This is a genomic window from Roseomonas marmotae, assembly GCF_017654485.1.
GTDB lineage: Bacteria > Pseudomonadota > Alphaproteobacteria > Acetobacterales > Acetobacteraceae > Pseudoroseomonas > Pseudoroseomonas marmotae.
This window is the reverse complement of the sequence record NZ_CP061091.1, coordinates 480,473-497,654: the sequence shown is the minus strand read 5'-3', so window position 1 is coordinate 497,654 and position 17,182 is coordinate 480,473. Positions and strand designations below refer to the sequence as shown.

At 70.4% G+C, this 17,182-nt stretch carries 18 protein-coding genes and 1 tRNA gene; 10 read left to right on the top strand and 9 right to left on the bottom strand.

Annotated elements, in window-relative coordinates:
• Positions 1-112 precede the first annotated feature (112 nt).
• A complete protein-coding gene (locus tag IAI58_RS02385; protein WP_208776011.1) occupies positions 113-1,444 on the top strand; it encodes a hypothetical protein in 1,332 nt (443 codons plus the stop codon).
• A 46-nt stretch (positions 1,445-1,490) separates the two neighbouring features.
• On the opposite strand, the gene IAI58_RS02380 is transcribed toward IAI58_RS02385, so the two are convergent.
• The gene (locus IAI58_RS02380; protein ID WP_207447311.1) at positions 1,491-2,411 is read right to left on the bottom strand and encodes a dihydrodipicolinate synthase family protein; all 921 of its coding nucleotides are present in this window, start codon (positions 2,409-2,411) and stop codon (positions 1,491-1,493) included.
• 426 nt (positions 2,412-2,837) lie between these two features.
• Here IAI58_RS02380 and IAI58_RS02375 point away from each other — a divergent pair, with 426 nt between their 5' ends.
• The 4 genes from IAI58_RS02375 (at position 2,838) to glf (ending at position 8,258) form a co-directional block, all read left to right on the top strand.
• Complete coding sequence (locus IAI58_RS02375; protein ID WP_207447312.1) at positions 2,838-3,992, top strand: beta-glucosidase; 1,155 nt, start codon at positions 2,838-2,840, stop codon at positions 3,990-3,992.
• Positions 3,973-5,790, top strand: coding sequence for an ABC transporter ATP-binding protein (locus IAI58_RS02370; protein WP_207447313.1), 1,818 nt, complete (start codon positions 3,973-3,975; stop codon positions 5,788-5,790). The genes IAI58_RS02375 and IAI58_RS02370 overlap by 20 nt, the downstream gene beginning before the upstream one ends.
• 325 nt (positions 5,791-6,115) lie before the next feature.
• Positions 6,116-7,138 (top strand): glycosyltransferase, encoded by a 1,023-nt coding sequence (locus tag IAI58_RS02365; protein WP_237182409.1) that lies wholly within the window; start codon positions 6,116-6,118, stop codon positions 7,136-7,138.
• Positions 7,131-8,258: a UDP-galactopyranose mutase gene (glf, locus tag IAI58_RS02360; RefSeq protein WP_207447317.1), complete on the top strand. Its 1,128-nt coding sequence runs from the start codon at positions 7,131-7,133 to the stop codon at positions 8,256-8,258. The genes IAI58_RS02365 and glf overlap by 8 nt, the downstream gene beginning before the upstream one ends.
• 26 nt (positions 8,259-8,284) lie before the next feature.
• Here the strand turns inward: glf and galE are convergent, their stop codons facing one another.
• The 5 genes from galE to IAI58_RS02335 form a co-directional block, all read right to left on the bottom strand.
• Positions 8,285-9,400 (bottom strand): UDP-glucose 4-epimerase GalE, encoded by a 1,116-nt coding sequence (galE, locus tag IAI58_RS02355; RefSeq protein ID WP_237182410.1) that lies wholly within the window; start codon positions 9,398-9,400, stop codon positions 8,285-8,287.
• 128 nt (positions 9,401-9,528) lie between these two features.
• Entirely contained in the window at positions 9,529-10,530 is a 1,002-nt protein-coding gene (locus IAI58_RS02350) for an alpha/beta fold hydrolase (protein WP_208776010.1), read from the bottom strand.
• A gap of 121 nt (positions 10,531-10,651) precedes the next feature.
• Entirely contained in the window at positions 10,652-10,957 is a 306-nt protein-coding gene (locus tag IAI58_RS02345; protein WP_207447323.1) for an SWIB/MDM2 domain-containing protein, read from the bottom strand.
• A gap of 105 nt (positions 10,958-11,062) precedes the next feature.
• On the bottom strand, positions 11,063-12,031 hold the full coding sequence (locus IAI58_RS02340; RefSeq protein ID WP_207447325.1) for an SDR family oxidoreductase: 969 nt from the start codon (positions 12,029-12,031) through the stop codon (positions 11,063-11,065).
• A 133-nt stretch (positions 12,032-12,164) separates the two neighbouring features.
• Positions 12,165-12,365: a hypothetical protein gene (locus tag IAI58_RS02335; protein ID WP_207447327.1), complete on the bottom strand. Its 201-nt coding sequence runs from the start codon at positions 12,363-12,365 to the stop codon at positions 12,165-12,167.
• 158 nt (positions 12,366-12,523) lie between these two features.
• Here IAI58_RS02335 and IAI58_RS02330 point away from each other — a divergent pair, with 158 nt between their 5' ends.
• Positions 12,524-12,742: a hypothetical protein gene (locus IAI58_RS02330; protein ID WP_207447329.1), complete on the top strand. Its 219-nt coding sequence runs from the start codon at positions 12,524-12,526 to the stop codon at positions 12,740-12,742.
• 17 nt (positions 12,743-12,759) lie between these two features.
• Positions 12,760-12,993: a DUF2934 domain-containing protein gene (locus IAI58_RS02325; RefSeq protein ID WP_207447330.1), complete on the top strand. Its 234-nt coding sequence runs from the start codon at positions 12,760-12,762 to the stop codon at positions 12,991-12,993.
• Between the two features lie 86 nt (positions 12,994-13,079).
• Here the strand turns inward: IAI58_RS02325 and IAI58_RS02320 are convergent.
• Positions 13,080-13,155 (bottom strand) — tRNA-Ala (locus IAI58_RS02320).
• Positions 13,156-13,266: 111 nt separating this feature from the next.
• On the opposite strand from IAI58_RS02320, the gene IAI58_RS02315 reads away from it, so the two are divergent.
• The 3 genes from IAI58_RS02315 to folD are packed head-to-tail and all read left to right on the top strand — an operon-like array spanning position 13,267 to position 14,731.
• Entirely contained in the window at positions 13,267-13,560 is a 294-nt protein-coding gene (locus tag IAI58_RS02315; protein ID WP_207447331.1) for a YggT family protein, read from the top strand.
• Complete coding sequence (locus IAI58_RS02310) at positions 13,539-13,880, top strand: DUF167 domain-containing protein (RefSeq protein WP_207447332.1); 342 nt, start codon at positions 13,539-13,541, stop codon at positions 13,878-13,880. The genes IAI58_RS02315 and IAI58_RS02310 overlap by 22 nt, the downstream gene beginning before the upstream one ends.
• Complete coding sequence (gene folD / locus IAI58_RS02305) at positions 13,877-14,731, top strand: bifunctional methylenetetrahydrofolate dehydrogenase/methenyltetrahydrofolate cyclohydrolase FolD (protein ID WP_207447333.1); 855 nt, start codon at positions 13,877-13,879, stop codon at positions 14,729-14,731. Before IAI58_RS02310 ends, folD begins: the two co-directional genes overlap by 4 nt.
• 15 nt (positions 14,732-14,746) lie before the next feature.
• On the opposite strand, the gene IAI58_RS02300 is transcribed toward folD, so the two are convergent.
• Together IAI58_RS02300 and IAI58_RS02295 are read right to left on the bottom strand one after the other, a co-directional pair.
• Positions 14,747-15,283, bottom strand: a complete 537-nt coding sequence (locus IAI58_RS02300; protein ID WP_207447334.1) for a hypothetical protein — start codon at positions 15,281-15,283, stop codon at positions 14,747-14,749.
• Positions 15,280-17,115, bottom strand: a complete 1,836-nt coding sequence (locus tag IAI58_RS02295) for a transglycosylase domain-containing protein (RefSeq protein WP_237182411.1) — start codon at positions 17,113-17,115, stop codon at positions 15,280-15,282. Before IAI58_RS02295 ends, IAI58_RS02300 begins: the two co-directional genes overlap by 4 nt.
• Positions 17,116-17,182 lie beyond the last annotated feature (67 nt).

Sequence of the window (17,182 nt, the reverse complement as noted above, 5' to 3'; positions counted from 1 at the left end):
GAGCGGCGCGCGGCGCCGCCTGAACACCTTCCCGTGCGCCGACCTTGCCTGTGCCGGCCGGCCCGTGCTCCTTGCCCCCGGTCTGGGGATATCAGCCGGGGAGGGGCAGCCGATGAAGAGCGAGCAAGGCTGGACCGATGCCCTGCCGGCGGAGGATCTCCGCGATTTCGCCATCGGCGGCTTCACCGGGCTGGGATGGGAGGCGCTGCGGACCGACCCCGAGGCCGGGGACCTGCCGGTGCGCACCACGCTGGCCTTCGCGCATCCCACCTTCGGCGTGGCCCTGGTGGACCTCGCCCCGGACCAGGCGCCGGCGCCGGTCGAGCGCCTGCGGCAGCGGCTGCGGGCCGATGGCGACCCCGCCGCGCAGAACCTGCCGGTGATGCATCTCTCGCTGAAGGCGGGGGATCTCTGGCGCCTGACCACCGTGCTGGACAGCGCGCTGGAGGAACAGCCACGGGTGAAGGCGGCGACCGGGCAGGCCTGGATGGGCGCTGTGCAGCGGGCCCTGTTGCGGCACCTAGCCGCCGAGGCGCCGCCTGCTGCTGCTGCTGCTGCTGCTGCTGCCGCCGCCGTGCCCCCGCCCGCCCCTCCGGCAGGCGGGCCGGAGCCACCCGCCACCATGCCCGCGCCGCGCCGCGCCGCCGCGCCGCCCCTGGCCGCGCCGGCATCTATGTCTGCATCCATGCCAGGGGCCGATCCGCGCCAGCCGCTGGCGCCGGCCGCCCCGCCGGCCCCCTCACGGCGCCGCCTGCCCGCGCTCCTGGCGCTGGCCGCGCTTGCGGCTGCCGGCGGCCTGTGGCTGTTCCGCGTATCCGAGGCGCCGATGATACCTCCGGCCGGCATGCCGGAAGCCGCCACCCCCGCGCGGCCGGCACCCGAGGGCGATGTGGCGGCCGCCCCCGCCGCGCCGGAACCCGCCCGCCCCGCGCAGCCTTCTCCCCCGCAGCCTTCCGCTGCTCCGCCTTCCGCTGCTCCGCCTTCCGTTGCTCCGCCTTCCGCTGGGCCATCTTCCTCTGGGCCGGCTCCCTCTCCGGAACGACCCCCCGGGCGGAGTGCCCCGGCCGCGGCGCAGGCGCCTGCCCCTGCGGCCCTCCCCATCATCCCCATGCCGCCGCCACCGCCACCGCCCGCGGCGGCGCCCGTCACGGCCGCGGTGGACCCGCTGTCACGCATTGTGCTGCACCATCGTCCAGGGTTCCGCGCCGCGGCGCTCGACCTGGCCGGGCGGGCGGAGCAGGACGGCTCCGGCGTGGAGTTGCGGCAGGTCGCCAGCACGCCCGGCAGCGCCGTCGTGCGGTATTTCACGCCGAATGACGCCCTGGCGGCGGCGAAGCTGGCGATGCGGCTGGGCTCGGGCTGGCGGGTGCAGGACTTCACCTTCTACCGCCCGCGCCCCGCGGCCGGCACGCTGGAGATCTGGGTGCCGCGCCGGATGCCCTGAGGACGGCACGGCGGGCGGGCGGAGGCCAGCGCCTCCGCCCATCTGGTCAGGCCGCCGCGCCGGCCAGCAGGCCCCATTCCCGCAGCAGCCCTTCCAGCGCGCGGGCGCTCTCGGGCGCCAGCGGCCAGGCAGCGGGCGGGCGGGCGGGGCCGACATCGACGCCGCTGAGCGTCAGCGCCGCCTTCACGACGGAGACATTGGCGCCGTTCTGCTCCTCCGACCGCAGCGCCTCGAAAGGCTCGATGCCGGCGATGGTGGCATTGGCGGTGGCGTAATCCCCGCGCGCCAGGGCATCGCGGATCGTGACGGAACGCTCCGGCAGCAGGTTGATCAGGCCGGAGGTGAAGCCCTTCGCGCCCACGGCGGTCATCGGCGGCGCCCAGGGCTCGGCCAGGCCGCAGACGAAATTGATCTCCGGCCCCACGCGGCGGATGACCTTGGCCAGGGTCATGACATTGGGCGTGGCCCATTTCACGCCGGCGACGCCGGGGACGCGGCAGAGTGCCTCGATCGCCGGCAGGCCGATGCCGTCGTTGCGGAGGTAGAGCACCACCGGCAGGCCGGCGGCATCCGCCACGCGCCGCACATATTCCACCACCCCGCGCGGGGCCACGAAGGGATCGGGCGGCTGGTGGACCATGATGGCGTCGCAGCCATCGGCCCTGGCGCGGGAAGCCAGGTGCACCGCGTCCCTGACACCGCGGCCAATGCCGGCGATCACCAGCGTCCGCCCGCCGATCAGCGCTGGCACCTCCGCCTGCATGCGCTCGGCCTCGGCCAGGGTCAGGCCGTAGAACTCGCTGGTATTGCCGTTGATGGTCAGGCCATCCACGCCCGCACTGGCGCAGCGGTCGATGATGGGGGTGAGGCGCCGCGGCACCGGATTGTCATCGGCATCCATCGGCGTGACGAGGATGCCGGAAATGCCGGACAGGGCGTTGCGCAGGCGGTCGGAAAGGGGGCTCATCGGATGTCTGTCCTCCGGGATCGTTTCCCTGGGGCGCGGCGCGGGCCGGCGCCGTCCTGAAACTGCTATAGCAGTTTATGCCCCGGCGTTTCAATGCGGGCCCGCCAGGAATCGCCGCGCCGGAATGGCGTGAGGTGCCCGGCGTCATGACGAAGGCCGGGCCTCGCGCCGAGAGGGCCGGACGGTGCCGCCGGAGCGTCCCGGCGACATCCGCAATCCGCCATGGCCCGGCTTCGGCTCCAACGGGCATGGAGAATGATTTCTGCTCCGTTCCAGCACAGTGGGTGCAGCCTTTCCCGGGTTGCCGCGTTCGCCGTTGGTCCTGGGAGGAAGAAACGCCGATGCCGCGCGCGACCTGTCAGGCTCCTGCCGCCATCCCCGCCCGCCGGCTCCCGCCCCCGCCTGAGAAGGCCCTCATCCCCCGCCATGCCTGACGGTGACATCCCGCCCCTGTTCCGGAGCTTCTTCCTGGGTGGGTTCGAATGCTCCTCTCATCGCCGGCGCGATGGCCGTCGCCTCGATCTGCTCGCCACCACCGGGCATGACCGGCTGGCGCTGGCGGATTACCAGGCGCTGCGGGGCCAGGGCATCGTGGCGGCGCGGGACGGCCTGCGCTGGCACCGGATCGAAACCGCGCCGGGCCGCTACGACTGGTCCGAATTCCTGCCCAGGCTGCGGGCGGCCCGGGCCTCCGGCGTGCAGGTCATTTGGGACCTCTGCCATTACGGCTGGCCCGACGACCTGGATATCTGGTCCCCCGCCTTCATCGACCGTTTCGCGGCCTTCGCCGGCGCCGCCGCCCGGCTGGTGCGGGAGGAACAGGACGAGGCGCCGGCCTATTGCCCGCTGAACGAGATCTCCTACTGGGCCTGGGCGGGGGGCGAGATGGGCCATATCAACCCGCTCGCCCGCAAGCGCGGCGGCGCGCTGAAGCGCCAGCTGGTGCGCGCCACCATCGCGGCGATCGAAGCGGTGCGGGCGGTGGACCCGCGCGTCCGCATCATCAGCGCGGAGCCGCTGATCCATGTGGTGGCCCGCGGCCCCCAGCCCCGGCAGCAGCGGGCGGCGGCAGGCTACCGCCTGTCGCAATACGAGGCGCTCGACCTTCTCAGCGGCCGCCAGGAGCCGGAGCTGGGCGGCCGCGCCGACTATCTCGATATCCTCGGCGTCAACTTCTACCCGCATAACCAGTGGTACTATCATGGCTCCACCGTGCCGCTGGGCCATTACGACTACCGGCCGCTGAGCGAGATGCTGGGCGAGACGTATCGCCGCTACGGCCGGCCGCTCCTCCTGGCGGAGACGGGAGCCGAGGGTTCGGCCCGCCCGGCTTGGCTGCATTACGTGTGCGACGAGGTGCGGGACGCTCGGAGCGCCGGCGTTCCGGTGGGCGGGATCTGTCTTTATCCCGTGACCGATTATCCCGGCTGGGAAAATGACCGGCTCTGCCGCTCCGGCCTCTTCTCCGAACCGGATGGGCAGGGGCGGCGGCAGGTCCATGCGCCGCTGGCGGCCGAGCTGCGCCGGCAGCAGGAGATTTTCCGCTTCGGGACGGAGGCCGATGTCCTCCAGCACGGCTGAGGCACCGCCACGGCCGGTCAGGCCCAGGCCCCTGGCGGCCTGCCCGCAGAGCCTGCCGGGGCCCGCGGCCTTCATCGGCCACTACCTGCGCGGGCGGCCGCTGCATGTGACCGGCCTCGCGCTGATGGTGTTGGGCGCGGCTTCCTGCGCCATCGGGGTGCAGTACATCATCAAACTGCTGGTCGATGCCATGGCCGGCGATGGCGGCGGCGATGCCGCCTGGCGGGCGCTGGCCTGGTTCCTCGGCCTGATCGCGCTGGAGAGCCTGCTCTGGCGCCTGAGCGGCTGGCTGGGATGCCGCACCACCGTGGGCATGGGCATCGATGTGCGGCTGGATCTCTTCGACTACCTCGCGGGCCAGCCGATGCGCTACTTCACCGAGAACCTCGCCGGCTCGCTCGGCCAGCGCATCACCGCCACGGCCGGAAATCTCGGTGCGCTGGTCAATACCGTCGTCTGGCGTGTCATGCCGCCCTGCGTTGACTTCCTTGGCGCGCTGCTGGTCTTCGCCACGGTGGACACGGGCATGGTGCTGGCGCTGGGCGGCCTCGTGGTGGTGATCACCATCGGGCTGGTCCTGTTCGGCGAGCGTGGCCGGCCACGCCACCGCGCCTATGCCGAGAAGGCCGGCATCGTCGCCGGCGACCTGGTGGATACCATCACCAATATGTGGGCGGTGAAGGCCTTCTCCGCCCGCATCCGCGAGCATGAGCGGCTGGCGCGCGGCTTTGGCCTGGAGGGCAGGGCACAGCACGCATCCTGGATGTACACCGAAAGGGCCAGGCTTCTGCACGACATCGCGCTCTGGAGCCTGGCGGGTATCATGCTCTGCTGGGCCGTGAGTCTGTGGCAGCAGGGACGGGTCACGCCGGGGGATGTGGTGGTGGTCAGCGCGCTGACCTTCCGCATCCTGCATGGCTCGCGTGAGATGGCGCTGGCGCTGGTGGATATGGCGCAGCAATTCGGCTTCATCGAGGACACGCTGCGCGTCATCGGCCAACGGCAGGCGGTGCGTGACCAGGCTGGCGCGCCGGTGCTGCAGCCGCGTGGCGGCCAGGTCGAATTCCGCCATGTCAGCTTTTCGTACGGAACAGGACAGCAGGCGCTGCACGACCTGAATATCGTGGTTCCCGCCGGGCAGAAACTTGGCATCGTCGGGCCCTCGGGTGCAGGGAAATCAACCTTCGTGCAGTTGCTGCAACGCCTGTACGACGTGCAGCAGGGCGAGATCCTGATCGACGGCCAGCCCGTGCGGGCGGTGACGCAGGACAGCCTGCGCGCTGCGCTGGCAGTGGTGCCGCAGGAGATCATGCTCTTCCACCGCAGCGTGATGGAAAACATCCGTTTCGCGCGGCCGGAGGCGAGCGACGAAGAGGTCTTCGCCGCCGCCCGCGCCGCCTTCTGCGACGGCTTCATCCGCCGCCTGCCGCATGGCTACGATACGCTGGTGGGCGAGCGGGGCGCCAGCCTCTCCGGCGGGCAGCGCCAGCGCATCGGCATCGCGCGGGCCTTCCTCAAGCGCGCGCCCATCATCATCCTGGATGAAGCGACATCGGCGCTGGATACTGAATCGGAGATGGAGATCCAGGATGCACTGGTGCGGCTGATGCGGGACCGCACCGTCATCTCCGTGGCGCACCGCCTGTCCACGCTACGGCATTTCGACCGTATCCTCGTGATCGAGGATGGCCGTGTCGTCGAGGATGGCACGGCGGATTCGCTGCTGCAGCATGGCGGCACCTTCGGTCGCATGTGGCAACTGCAGGCCGGCGGCATGTCCCTGGCGCGCGCCTCGTGACGCCAGGCGGTTCTCAACGGGATTAATCTGTGCGGACACGTAACTTAAGCGGGGCTCGCGCGTTGCTGCTCAGGACCGATCTCTTCTTCCCGCCTGCGGGATGCGTCCGGAACTTCACACGGTCACGAAAGATCCGCCCATGATCCTATCGGTCACCTCCACGGCGTCTGGCTCGCAGTATGGCGAAAGACCAGTGCTTCTCGTCTGTTTTTCTCATCTCCGCTGGGATTTCGTCTATCAGCGCCCGCAGCATCTTTTGAGCCGCGCGGCGGCAGGCCAGGACGTCTATTTCCTGGAAGAGCCGGTACACGAGGCAGGGCTGCAGATGCCGCGCCTGAACCTGCGGCGGGATCCCTCAGGCGTCATGGTTGCCGTCCCCGTGTTGCCCGAGGGTTATGATGCCGCGCGGGCGGTAGCGGCCCAGCATGATTTCCTGAACGAGATCCTGGAGGAGCATGAGGGGGCCGCCACGACCTTCTGGTACTACACGCCGATGGCGCTGCGCTTCTCTGGCCATTGCGAGCCGGATGTCTGCGTCTATGACTGCATGGATGAGCTTTCCGCCTTCCACGGCGCGCCGCCCGAATTGACGGCGCTGGAAAACCAGCTCTTCGCGCGGGCGGATCTGGTCTTCACCGGGGGCCAGAGCCTCTACGAGGCCAAGCAATCGCGCCATCACAGCGTGCACGCCTTCCCCAGCAGCATCGACAAGGCGCATTTCGCGCGCGCCCGGCAGCCAGGTCTGGCCGGGCCAGAGGATCAGCGCGGGATCCCGCGCCCGCGCATCGGCTTCTTCGGCGTGGTCGATGAACGGATGGACACCGCCCTGGTGGATGCGTTGGCGGCGGCACGGCCGGACTGGCATTTCGTCATGATCGGCCCGGTGGTGAAGATCGACCCCGCCAGCCTGCCGCGCCGGCCGAACCTGCACTGGCTCGGCATGAAGTCCTATCAGGAGCTTCCGCAATATCTGGCGGGCTGGGATGCCGGCTTCATGCCTTTCGCCATGAATGCCTCCACACGCTTCATCAGCCCGACCAAGACACCGGAATTCCTGGCTGCCGGCCTGCCGGTGGTCTGCACTCCTGTGCGCGATGTCCAGCGTCCCTATGGCATGCTCGGCTTGGTCGAGATCGCCGGCACGGCGGAGGAGATGGCGCAGGCACTGGACAAGGTGATGGCCGGCCCGCGCCCCGAATGGCAGGCGGCGGTGGAGCGCCATCTGGCCGACATGTCCTGGGACGCCACCTGGGCGGCGATGGAGGCGCTGATCCGGCAGAGTCACAAGGCCGCGGCTCCGGCCAGCGGCGCCGATGGCCCGCGGCAGGGAGTGGGCGCCGATGTTTGACTGGCTGGTCGTGGGCGCCGGCTTCGCCGGCAGCGTGCTGGCGGAGCGCCTGGCCAGCCAGAGGAATGAGAAAGTTCTTGTCATAGACAAGCGCAACCACATCGCCGGCAATGCCTATGACCGCCATGACGATGCTGGAATTCTAATGCATCAATACGGGCCGCATATCTTCCACACCAATTCGCACGCGGTCTTCGACCATCTCTCGCGGTTCACGGAATGGCGGCCCTATGAGCATCGCGTGCTGGCGCGGGTGGACGGGCAGCTTCTGCCTATTCCGATCAACCGCACCACCATCAACCGGCTCTACGGCCTCTCCCTTTCCAGTGATGAGGAGACCGAAGCCTTCCTCGCCACCCTGGCCGAGCCGGTCCAGGAGATCCGTACCTCCGAGGATGTCGTCGTCAGCCGTGTCGGCCGCATGCTCTATGAAAAGTTCTTTCGTGGGTACACCCGGAAGCAATGGGGCGTCGATCCGTCGGAACTGGACAAATCCGTCACAGCGCGCGTGCCGACGCGGGTGAACGAGGATGACCGATACTTCAACGACCAGTTCCAGTTCATGCCGGCCCATGGCTATACCCGGATGTTCCAGCGGATGCTGGATCACCCCAACATCAAGATCATGCTGAACACGCGCTTCGAGGAGATCCGCGGCGTCATCCCCTATCGCCGCCTGATCTTCACCGGCCCGGTGGACGAGTATTACGGCTTCCGCTTCGGGCGCCTGCCCTATCGTTCGCTGCGCTTCGAGCATGTCACGCTGGACAAGCCGCAGCACCAGCCGGTGGGCGTGGTGAATTATCCACAGACCGAGGATTATACCCGCGTCACGGAATACAAGCACCTGACGGGGCAGGAGCACCCGAGGACCAGCCTGACCTATGAGCGCTCCTCCGCCGAGGGTGAACCCTACTACCCCGTGCCGCGCCCGGAGAATGCCGCGCTCTACCGCCGCTATGAGGAACTGGCGGATGCGGAGAAGAATGTCTGGTTCGTCGGCCGTCTGGCAACCTACCGCTACTACAACATGGACCAGGTGGTGGGGCAGGCGCTGGCGACCTTCCGGCGCATCGATGCGGCCCTGCCCGCCCTGCCGCTGGCCAGCCTGGCCTCCTGACCGACGGCGCGCGCCGCCGCGCGATGTCAGCCCTTGCCGCCCTGCGCCAGGGTGGCGGTGCCGTTATAGGTCGGCGTGGCAGCGGCATCGCGCCCCCACAGTTCCAGGATCTTCTCGCTACCTGGGGCGGCGGCCCGCACGCAGTCACGCCCCTTGTCGCCGAAGCCCCGGGGATGCCCGCTGTGCCAGGCCCAGGCGGTGCGGATGATGTCGTCCAGCCCGCTGTGGCGCGGCGTCCAGCCCGTCTCTTGCCGCAGCCTCTCGCTGGAGGCCACCAGCACCGGCGGATCGCCCGGCCGGCGCGGGCCGGAACGGTGCGGCACCGGCCGCCCGCCGATGCGCTCCACCGCCTGCATCACCTCTCGCACCGAATGGCCCTTGCCTCCACCGATGTTGAAGCGGCAGCTCTGCCCGTGCCGCAGATACTCCAGCACGCGCAGATGCGCGTCGGCCAGGTCCGCCACATGCACATAGTCGCGGATGCAGGTGCCGTCCGGCGTGAGATAGTCGGTGCCATGGACGGTCAGCGGCGGCGCGAGGCCAAGGGCCGCCTTGATCGCCAGCGGGATCAAATGCGTCTCGGGGTCGTGGTCCTCGCCGATACTCCCGTCGGGGTCCGCGCCGGCGGCATTGAAATAACGCAGGCTGGCCGAACGCACGGCATGGATGCGTTCCGCCCAATCCAGCGCGCGCTCCGCCATCAGCTTCGATTCGCCATAGGCTGAGACAGGATCGATCCGTGAATACTCATCGATCGGCGTGCGCTCGGGATAGCCGAAGAGCGCGGCGGTGGAGGAGAGCACAAAGCGCAGGCAGCCCGCCCGCGCCGCCGCATCGATCAGCCAGGCGGTATTGGAGACATTCTCGGCGATATAGCGCATCGGCTCGCGCATGCTCTCCCCCACCAGGGAGAGGGCAGCGAAATGCAGCACGCCATCGAAGCGGCCGCTCGCGAAAACCGCCGCGACATCCTTGCGTTCCGCGAGGTCGAGATGAATGAACTCGGCCTCGTCGGGGACCGCCGCGCGGTGCCCCTGGCAGAGGTTGTCGATCACCACGACATCGTCGCCCCGTCGCAGAAGCGCGAGGACGACATGGCTGCCGACATAGCCGGCCCCGCCGGAGACCAGAAAACGCGCCAATATCCGCCTGCTCCTCTGACCATGCCCGGATGAAGCGACTTTGCCGGCGCTGTTCTGCCGCGAAGGAAATAACGGGCTTGGTGCTGGAAAGTTCCGGTTTGTTGACGGTTTAACGGGGCGGAAAAATCTTATGCCGGGACGGCGAAGCCGGCGGCCCGCAACGCGGATTCGATGGCCCTGGCCACCTCGCCGGTGGCGCTGTGGTGAATCATGTGCCCGCATCCCGGCAGGTTGCGGAAGCGGCTGCCGGGGATGCGCGCATGCAGGGCGGCGGATTGTCCGGCGGTGTCCACGATCCGGTCTTCCTCCCCGGCGGCGATGATGACGGGCATGGTGAGCCTGCGGAGCTGCCGGAGCTGCGCGGCGGCGCTCGGGATCATCAGCGCGGTGTCGCCGGCGCTGGCGCGGAGCTGCCCGGGCCGGAGCACCAGGGCGGATGGAAATCCATGCCGGAAATTCGGGCTGACCGGCGCCGGGGCAAAAATCCGTCGGTAGAGGCGGGGCAGGAGGAACGCGTTCAGCAGCGGCGCGACAGTGTGGCAGAGCAGGTCGCCCAGCAGCGGCAGGGCCAGCAGCGAGGGCGGCAGGACATCCGGCCTCGGGCCGGGGATGTGATAGCCGGAGAGCAGCACCAGCGCGGCGGTCTCCCGCGGGTGTTGTGCGGCCATGGCCTGCGCCACCAGCGCGCCCCAGGAATGCCCCGTTAGCACCGGGCGCGCGATGCCGAGCGCATGCAGCGCCGTCCAGAGCAGCCGCGCCTGGGCGCCGGCGCTCCAGACCCGGCCGCGCGGACGGCTGCTATGGCCGAAGCCCGGCCGGTCGAAGGCGATCACCCGGTGCCGCCGCGCAAGGATGTCGATCAGCCCGCTGCTGCCGAAATCCTCGGTCATGGCGCCATTGCCGTGCAGCAGGACGATGGTGGCCGGGCCCGCGCCACGGTCGAGGTAATGGAGCCGGACCCCGTCCACCTCCAGGAAGCGGCCTTTGGGCGGATGGCGCCGCACGGCCTGCCGTGACGCCACGGCATTGGCCAGGGCCATGCCGCCGAGCAGCGCGGCCGCCACCGCCAGCATGGTGCCGGGGCGCCCTGGCGCGGCTCTTCCGGGCAGGCGGGCGGAAGCTGCCATCATGGCTCCTCGGGCGCCGCCGCGGGGCGGGGCGAGTGGCAGCGGGAAGGCAGCCCGGCGAGGCCGGCTGTCACATGGCCCGGCCGGGAGGGCAGGGGCGGCGGTATGCCCGCCGCCCGAGCGGCTACTTCAGATGCGCGGCGAGATGCTTGTTCATCTCGAACATCGTGACCTTGTCCTTGCCGAAGACTTTCTTCAGCTTGTCGTCGGCCAGGATCTCGCGCCGGTTCTCGGGGTTCTGCAGGTTGTTGGACTTGATGTAGTCCCAGACCTTGCTCACGACCTCGCCCCGCGGCAGGGGGCCTTCGCCCACCACGGCCGCCAACTCCGAAGAGGGCTTGAGCGGCGTTTGCAGCGCATTGGGCTTGCTCCCCGGCTTGGCCGGCTTGACGGCGGCCTTCTTGTCCTGTCCTGCCGATTTCGCTGGCATTGCACGCTCCTGGTTCTTGGTTCTGGGAAACCTGGCTTCGGATAGGGTCCGCCCTGGAAAAGCATGGTACAGAGCCCTGCCCGAGGCAAGCAAAGTGGTCGTTGTTCAGCTTCGGGTGAGACGTCGCTCCAGCCCGATGACCATCAGCACGGCCCCGGCCACCAGGCCGAGCCCGATCAGCCGCTGGCTGCGGGAACGCAGGCCGCCGTCGATCCGCCCGCCATCCCCGGAGGATGCGAAGAGGCTGCCATCCGTGACCGGCGCCGCGCGGGCGCGCCGGAAATAGGCGGACATGAAGCGCGCCATCAGCCGAGTCGTTCCGTCCGGCGCCAGCAGATGCGCCAGCCGGGCGGCCCAGGAGACCCAGCCCACCACCGCGCGCGGGCGGGGCGCGCGGGCCAGGCCCAGGATGGTCGCGGCGACGCGCCGGGCGTCATAGACCGGCGGCGGCGCCGAGAGCGCGCGGCCGGTGTAGTTGGCGCCATGGCTGATGCCGGGCGTGTCGATGAAGGCGGGGAAGACATCGCAGACATGGATGCCCGGATGATCCGCCAGTTCCGCCCGCAGCGCCTCCGAGAAGCCCCGCAGCCCGAACTTGCTGGCACTGTAGGCCGCCGCGAAGGGGGCGGCGGCGAAGCCACCGAGCGAGATCATGTTGATGAAGATGCCCCGCCCCTGGCGCAGGAAGACGGGGATAACCGCATGCGCGTCGTTCATGTGGCCGATCAGGTTGGCGCGGATCACCTGCTCATGCGCGCGCATCGGCGTATCCTCGAAGCGGCCCACCGCGCCCACGCCCACATTGCTGACCCAGACGTCGATGCCGCCGCCGAAGGCACGCGCCTGCGCCGCCAGCCGGTTCACCGCCTCGCTGTCCGTGGCATCCGTCGGCACGGCAACGGCCGCCGCGCCCAGCGCGCGGCAGCGGGCGGCGACCCGCTCCAGCGCCCCGGCGCCGCGCGCGGCCAGCACGAGCCGCGCGCCTTCCCGCGCGAAGGCCTCCGCCGTCGCCTGCCCGATGCCGCTGGACGCGCCGGTGATGACGACCGTCGCCCCCGCGAGCCTCAATGCCATTGCCTCAATGCCATTCCATCCTCTCCTGCCGGGCCTGCCGCTAAACCTGCCGGCAGGGCAGGAGTTGCCCGGCAGCTTGCCGCTTGCAGCCGGGAGGCGCGGGATCTGGCAGGGAAGGGACGGTGCAGCAGTGTCAGCCCCGGTCGGCGGCGGATGGCCAGGGCGCCGCGTCCAGGCGCTGGCGGGCGGCGCCGATCATGTCCAGCAGGCGGGTCCGCACCTTCTCATGGCCCAGGCCACCGGCGCGCGCCTCCGCCACGCCGGCCTCAAGCGCCAGCCGCTCCAGATCCGCATCCTCCACAGGCTGCGCTTCACTGCCCATGGAGCGCAGCATAGCGCCATCCCCATGGACCGGCGGAACACAAGCCGGTGCTTACGCGGCATGAAATTTTCGTCACATTGCCGAAACATGGAGAAATGCTGGACAGCCCGACAGAAGGCCCGGCTATGGTGACCGGAACGGCAGCGAAACTGCCTCAGGAGGTCACGTCCATGTCCAGCCTACTGGCTCCCATCATCGCCATCCTGCAGCCGCTCCTGAACCTGATGAAGGGATATACCTGGAGCAGCCTCCTGGCCCTGGCGGTGCTGGTCCTTCTCACCGCGACGATGGGCTATCCGCTGGTGGCGGTGGTGCTGGGCGCCATCATGGGGCTGCTGCTCATGTGGAAGGCGGAGCACCAGGGAAGGCTTGAGCAGGATCAGCCATAGCCATTTGGGAGGCCGGAGTGCCGGAACGGGACGAGGAGATCCAGCAGCGGATCCGCGAGCATGCCTACCGCCTCTGGCAGGAGGAGGGGTGCCCCGGGGGACGAGCCGGGGAGCACTGGCGGCGGGCGGAGGCGCTGGAGGCGGAGCGGCTGAGGGAGGACGAGCGGATCGACGAGGAAGGGCGGGAGAGCTTTCCCGCCAGCGATCCGCCCAGCCACAACAGCTTCACCGGAGAATGGCGGCCCGCCTGACACTGGGACGGCGGGAAGGGCGCGACGGAGGCCATGTGCCTGCCGGCTGCGGGAGCATCTTGTCCTGGAGGGGATCGCGCGGGCGGTGGTGGAGCCGAGGGGAATCGAACCCCTGACCTCCTCATTGCGAACGAGGCGCTCTACCAACTGAGCTACGGCCCCGCACTGCGCGAGGCCCGGCTTATTGCCGACGGCACAGAGCCTGTCAAGCGGTGCTTGCCGCCAGGGCCTGGGCTCCGTAGATGGAGGCGGGACCGGCTTCAAGGAGTGGCGATGTACGCACTGTTCTGGCTGATCGATCAGCTCATCGGGCTTTTCGTGTGGGCGTTGATCATCGCCGCGGTGTTCAGCCTGCTCGTATCCTTCAACGTGCTGGATACCCGTAATCGCTTCGTCTGGACGGTGGGGGACTTCCTCTACAAGGTGACCGAGCCGGCGCTGCGCCCGATCCGGCGCTTCATGCCGGACCTGGGCGGCATCGATATCTCGCCCATGATCCTGATCATGCTGCTTTACGCGCTGCGGATCTTCCTCTGGCAGTCGCTGTGGCCGCTGCTGGCCGGCTGAACGCGGCGGCCGCCTGGCGGGCGGTGGCGGATGGGCTGGAGCTGCGCGTGAAGGCGCAGCCCCGCGCCCGCCGCCCCGGGCTGCAGGGGCTGGTGGAGGCCGCCGATGGCCCCCGCCTGAAGCTGGCCGTGAACGAGGCGCCGGAGGATGGGCGCGCCAACCGCGCCATCTGCGCCCTGCTGGCGGAGGCCTTGCATGTCCCCCCTTCGCGCATCGCGGTGGTGCAGGGGGCGGCGTCGCGGGAAAAAACCTGCCATATCGCGGGTGATTCCGCCGCACTGGCCGCAAGGATGGCCGAGATACTGGAGAGACTGGCATGACCGCACGCATCATCGACGGCAAGGCGGTGGCGGCCGACCTGCGCGCCCGGCTGGCCGAGCGCGTGCGGCTGCTCGGCTTCGCCCCCGGCCTGCGCGTGGTGCGGGTGGGGGATGACCCGGCCAGCGGCGTCTATGTCCGCAACAAGGACCGCGCCGCGCAGCAGGCCGGCTTCGACAGCGCCACGCTGCAGCTGCCCGAAGCCACCACCGAGGCCGAGCTGCTGGCGGTGGTGCGGGAGCTGAATGCGGACCCGGCGGTGGACGGCATCCTGGTGCAGCTGCCGCTGCCGGCGCAGATCCGGGCGGATGCGGTGCTGCGCGCCATCGACCCTGCCAAGGATGTGGACGGCTTCCACCCCGTCAATGCCGGCCTGCTGGCCACCGGCCAGCCGGCCCTGGTGCCCTGCACGCCGAAGGGGGTGATGCATCTGCTGGCCGCCGCCGGCGTCGCGCCGCGCGGGGCGCGGGCGGTGGTGCTGGGCCGCTCCAACATCGTGGGCAAGCCGATGGCGGCGCTGCTGCTGGCGGCCGATGCCACGGTCACGGTGGTGCATTCCCGCACCCAGAACCTCGCCGCCGAATGCCGCCGCGCGGAGATCCTGGTCGCCGCCGTGGGGCGGCCGGAGATGGTGCGGGGGGACTGGGTGGCGGAAGGGACGACGGTGATCGATGTCGGCATCAATCGCCTGCCGACGGGCAAGCTGGTGGGTGACGTGGCCTTCGCCGAGGCGGCGGCCCATGCCGGTGCCATCACCCCGGTACCGGGCGGCGTCGGTCCGATGACCATCGCCTGCCTGCTGGAGAATACGCTGGAGGCGGCGGTGGCCCGCCGCGGCATCGCCGCGGCCTGAGCCACCGCCCCGGGATCAGGCCGCCGACAGCAGCAGCCGGGGCCCGGCCTCGGTCTCCTCCAGGGTGATCCCCGCATCCTCCAGCGCCGCACGGCTGCCTTCCGGCAGCGGCCAGTTGAGTTGCAGGCCGGCGCCTTCCAGCCGCACGGTGGGCAGGGTGGCGCGCGGCAGTTCCCGCGCGCCCGTGAAGGCATCCACCAGCGCCAGATCCACCTGCGGGCGGCGCGGCATAATGGTGGCGGTGGAAACGGTTTCCACCGTCAGCGGCCGCCCGGCGGCCAGTTGCAGCACCGGCTGCACCGCCGTGAAGAAGCGGCCGGAATCGACGGCGCTGTGCTCCTCCGGCCGGCCCAGGCGCAGGAAGGCCCGCACCAGCGCCTCCATCTCCCGCCCCGCATGGGCGGCGCGCGTCAGGCGGACGGAAGCACGGTCCTCCGGCGGCAGGCTCGCCAGCACGCTGTCCATATTGGCCTGCATGACCATGACGAGGTTGTTGACGGCGTGCTGCATCGGCCGGGCGAGGCCCGCCATGATGTCGCCTGCATCCTTCACCGGCTCATCTCCTCCACGATTTCCTTGAACAATCTGGCGGGAAGGCCGCCGCCCTGCACATCCTCCATCGGGCTGGCATCGTCATTGCCCAGCCAGATGCCCACTACCCTTTGCCCGGCTATACCAATGAACCAGGCATCGCGTGAATCCTGCGTTGTGCCGGTCTTGCCGCCGACCCGCTGGCCCGGCACCGCCGCCGCGCGGCCGGTGCCCCGCTCCACCACGGCGGAGAGCATGCGGCGCATCTCCGCCGCGTGGCCAGGAGAGAGGGCGCGCGCCGGCGCCGTCATGGGCACGGCCAGGGGCCGCCCCGCGCCTTCCGCGCGGGCGATGCCATAGGGCGTGACGCGCAGCCCGCCATTGGCGAAAGCCGCATAGGCGGCGGCCAGGTCCAGCAGCGTCACCTCGGCCGTACCCAGCGCCAGGGAGGCATCCCTGGGGAAGCGGCCATGCACGCCCAGCCGCTCCGCCACCGCCGCCACAGGTCCGGCGCCGCCGGCCGCCAGCAGGACCCGCACGGCCGCGGTATTGACGCTATGGGCCAGGGCGTCCTCCAGCGACAGCTCGCCGCGCGCCCGCCAGCGGCCATTGCCGGGGGACCAGCCGCCCAGGTTCAGCGGCAGGTCGGAGACGGTGCTGGAAGACTCCAGCCCCCGCTCCAGCGCCGCCAGCCAGACGAAGGGCTTGAAGGCCGAGCCAGGCTGGCGCCGTGCGGCGGTGGCGCGGTTGAAGGGGCTCTGGCGGTAATCGCGCCCACCGACCATGGCGCGCACCGCGCCATCCGCGGCCTGCACCACCACCACCGCGCCCTGCGCGACATGCGCGGCGGCGCCCGGACCCGCCAGCAGCGCGGTCAGCCGCGCCTCCACCACCGCCTGCAGCCGCAGGTCCAGCGTGCTGCGCAGCATCAGGTCGCCGCTGCCGGGGAAATCCTCGGCCAGGTTGCCCTGCACCCAGTCGGCGAACCAGCCGGCATTGCCGGAAGGGCGCGGTGGCAGGCTCATCCGCTCGGCCTCCTGCCGCGCGCGGCTTCCGGTGATCAGCCCGGCGGCGGCCATGGCCTCCAGCACCTCGGCGCCCCGGCGGATGGCGGCATCGGGTGCCGCGCGGGGATTGTAGCGGGAGGGCGCCTTGGGCAGCCCGGCCAGGATGGCGGCCTGCCACAGCGTCACCTTGCGCGCGGGCACGCCGAAATAGAGCCGGGCCGCCGCATCCACCCCATAGGCGCCCGCGCCCAGATAAACACGGTTGAGGTAGATCTCCAGCAACTGGTCCTTCGTGAAGCGGCTTTCGAGCCAGAGCGCCAGAAGTGCCTCCTGCAGCTTGCGGCGAATGTTGCGCTCAGGCGTCAGGAACAGGTTCTTCGCCAGCTGCTGGGTCAGGGTGGAGCCGCCCTGCACGACGCGGCCGGCCCGCCAGTTGGCGAGGGCGGCACGGGCCAGCCCGACCGGGTCCAGGCCGAAATGGCTGCGGAAGCGCCGGTCCTCCACCGCCATCAGCGCGCCCGGCAGATAGGCCGGCAGGTCCGCCAGCCGCACCCGCTCCCCATAGAGGTCGCCGCTGGTGGCGAGCAGCCGGCCGTCGCTGGCCTGGAGCGTGACGGAAGGGCGGCGGGTGGCGGCCAGCGCCTCCTCCGGCCGCGGCAGGTCCCAGGTGAAGAAGAGCAGGAGACCGCCCAGCCCGAGCCCGCCCCAGACGCCCAGCAATACCAGCAGCCGGAACAGGCGCAGCAGGCCGCCACGCCGGCGCTGCGGGCGGGCGGCGGCGGCGGGAAGGGCGGCAGAGGAAAAGGGCACCAGGCCGCGAGGCGCATGTGCCGGAAGGCGGGGCATGGACCCATTCTAGCACCGGAAGGCTTCCGGAAGACCCAAAGGATGCACCGGAATGCAATTCCCGCGA

Coding starts and splice junctions, on each gene's coding strand:
- IAI58_RS02385 (WP_208776011.1), top strand. CDS start 113: ATGAAGAGCGAGCAAGGCTGGACCGATGCCCTGCCGGCGGAGGATCTC.
- IAI58_RS02380 (WP_207447311.1), bottom strand. CDS start 2,411: ATGAGCCCCCTTTCCGACCGCCTGCGCAACGCCCTGTCCGGCATTTCC.
- IAI58_RS02375 (WP_207447312.1), top strand. CDS start 2,838: ATGCCTGACGGTGACATCCCGCCCCTGTTCCGGAGCTTCTTCCTGGGT.
- IAI58_RS02370 (WP_207447313.1), top strand. CDS start 3,973: ATGTCCTCCAGCACGGCTGAGGCACCGCCACGGCCGGTCAGGCCCAGG.
- IAI58_RS02365 (WP_237182409.1), top strand. CDS start 6,116: ATGCCGCGCCTGAACCTGCGGCGGGATCCCTCAGGCGTCATGGTTGCC.
- glf (WP_207447317.1), top strand. CDS start 7,131: ATGTTTGACTGGCTGGTCGTGGGCGCCGGCTTCGCCGGCAGCGTGCTG.
- IAI58_RS02350 (WP_208776010.1), bottom strand. CDS start 10,530: ATGATGGCAGCTTCCGCCCGCCTGCCCGGAAGAGCCGCGCCAGGGCGC.
- IAI58_RS02345 (WP_207447323.1), bottom strand. CDS start 10,957: ATGCCAGCGAAATCGGCAGGACAGGACAAGAAGGCCGCCGTCAAGCCG.
- IAI58_RS02340 (WP_207447325.1), bottom strand. CDS start 12,031: ATGGCATTGAGGCTCGCGGGGGCGACGGTCGTCATCACCGGCGCGTCC.
- IAI58_RS02335 (WP_207447327.1), bottom strand. CDS start 12,365: ATGCTGCGCTCCATGGGCAGTGAAGCGCAGCCTGTGGAGGATGCGGAT.
- IAI58_RS02330 (WP_207447329.1), top strand. CDS start 12,524: ATGTCCAGCCTACTGGCTCCCATCATCGCCATCCTGCAGCCGCTCCTG.
- IAI58_RS02315 (WP_207447331.1), top strand. CDS start 13,267: ATGTACGCACTGTTCTGGCTGATCGATCAGCTCATCGGGCTTTTCGTG.
- folD (WP_207447333.1), top strand. CDS start 13,877: ATGACCGCACGCATCATCGACGGCAAGGCGGTGGCGGCCGACCTGCGC.
- IAI58_RS02295 (WP_237182411.1), bottom strand. CDS start 17,115: ATGCCCCGCCTTCCGGCACATGCGCCTCGCGGCCTGGTGCCCTTTTCC.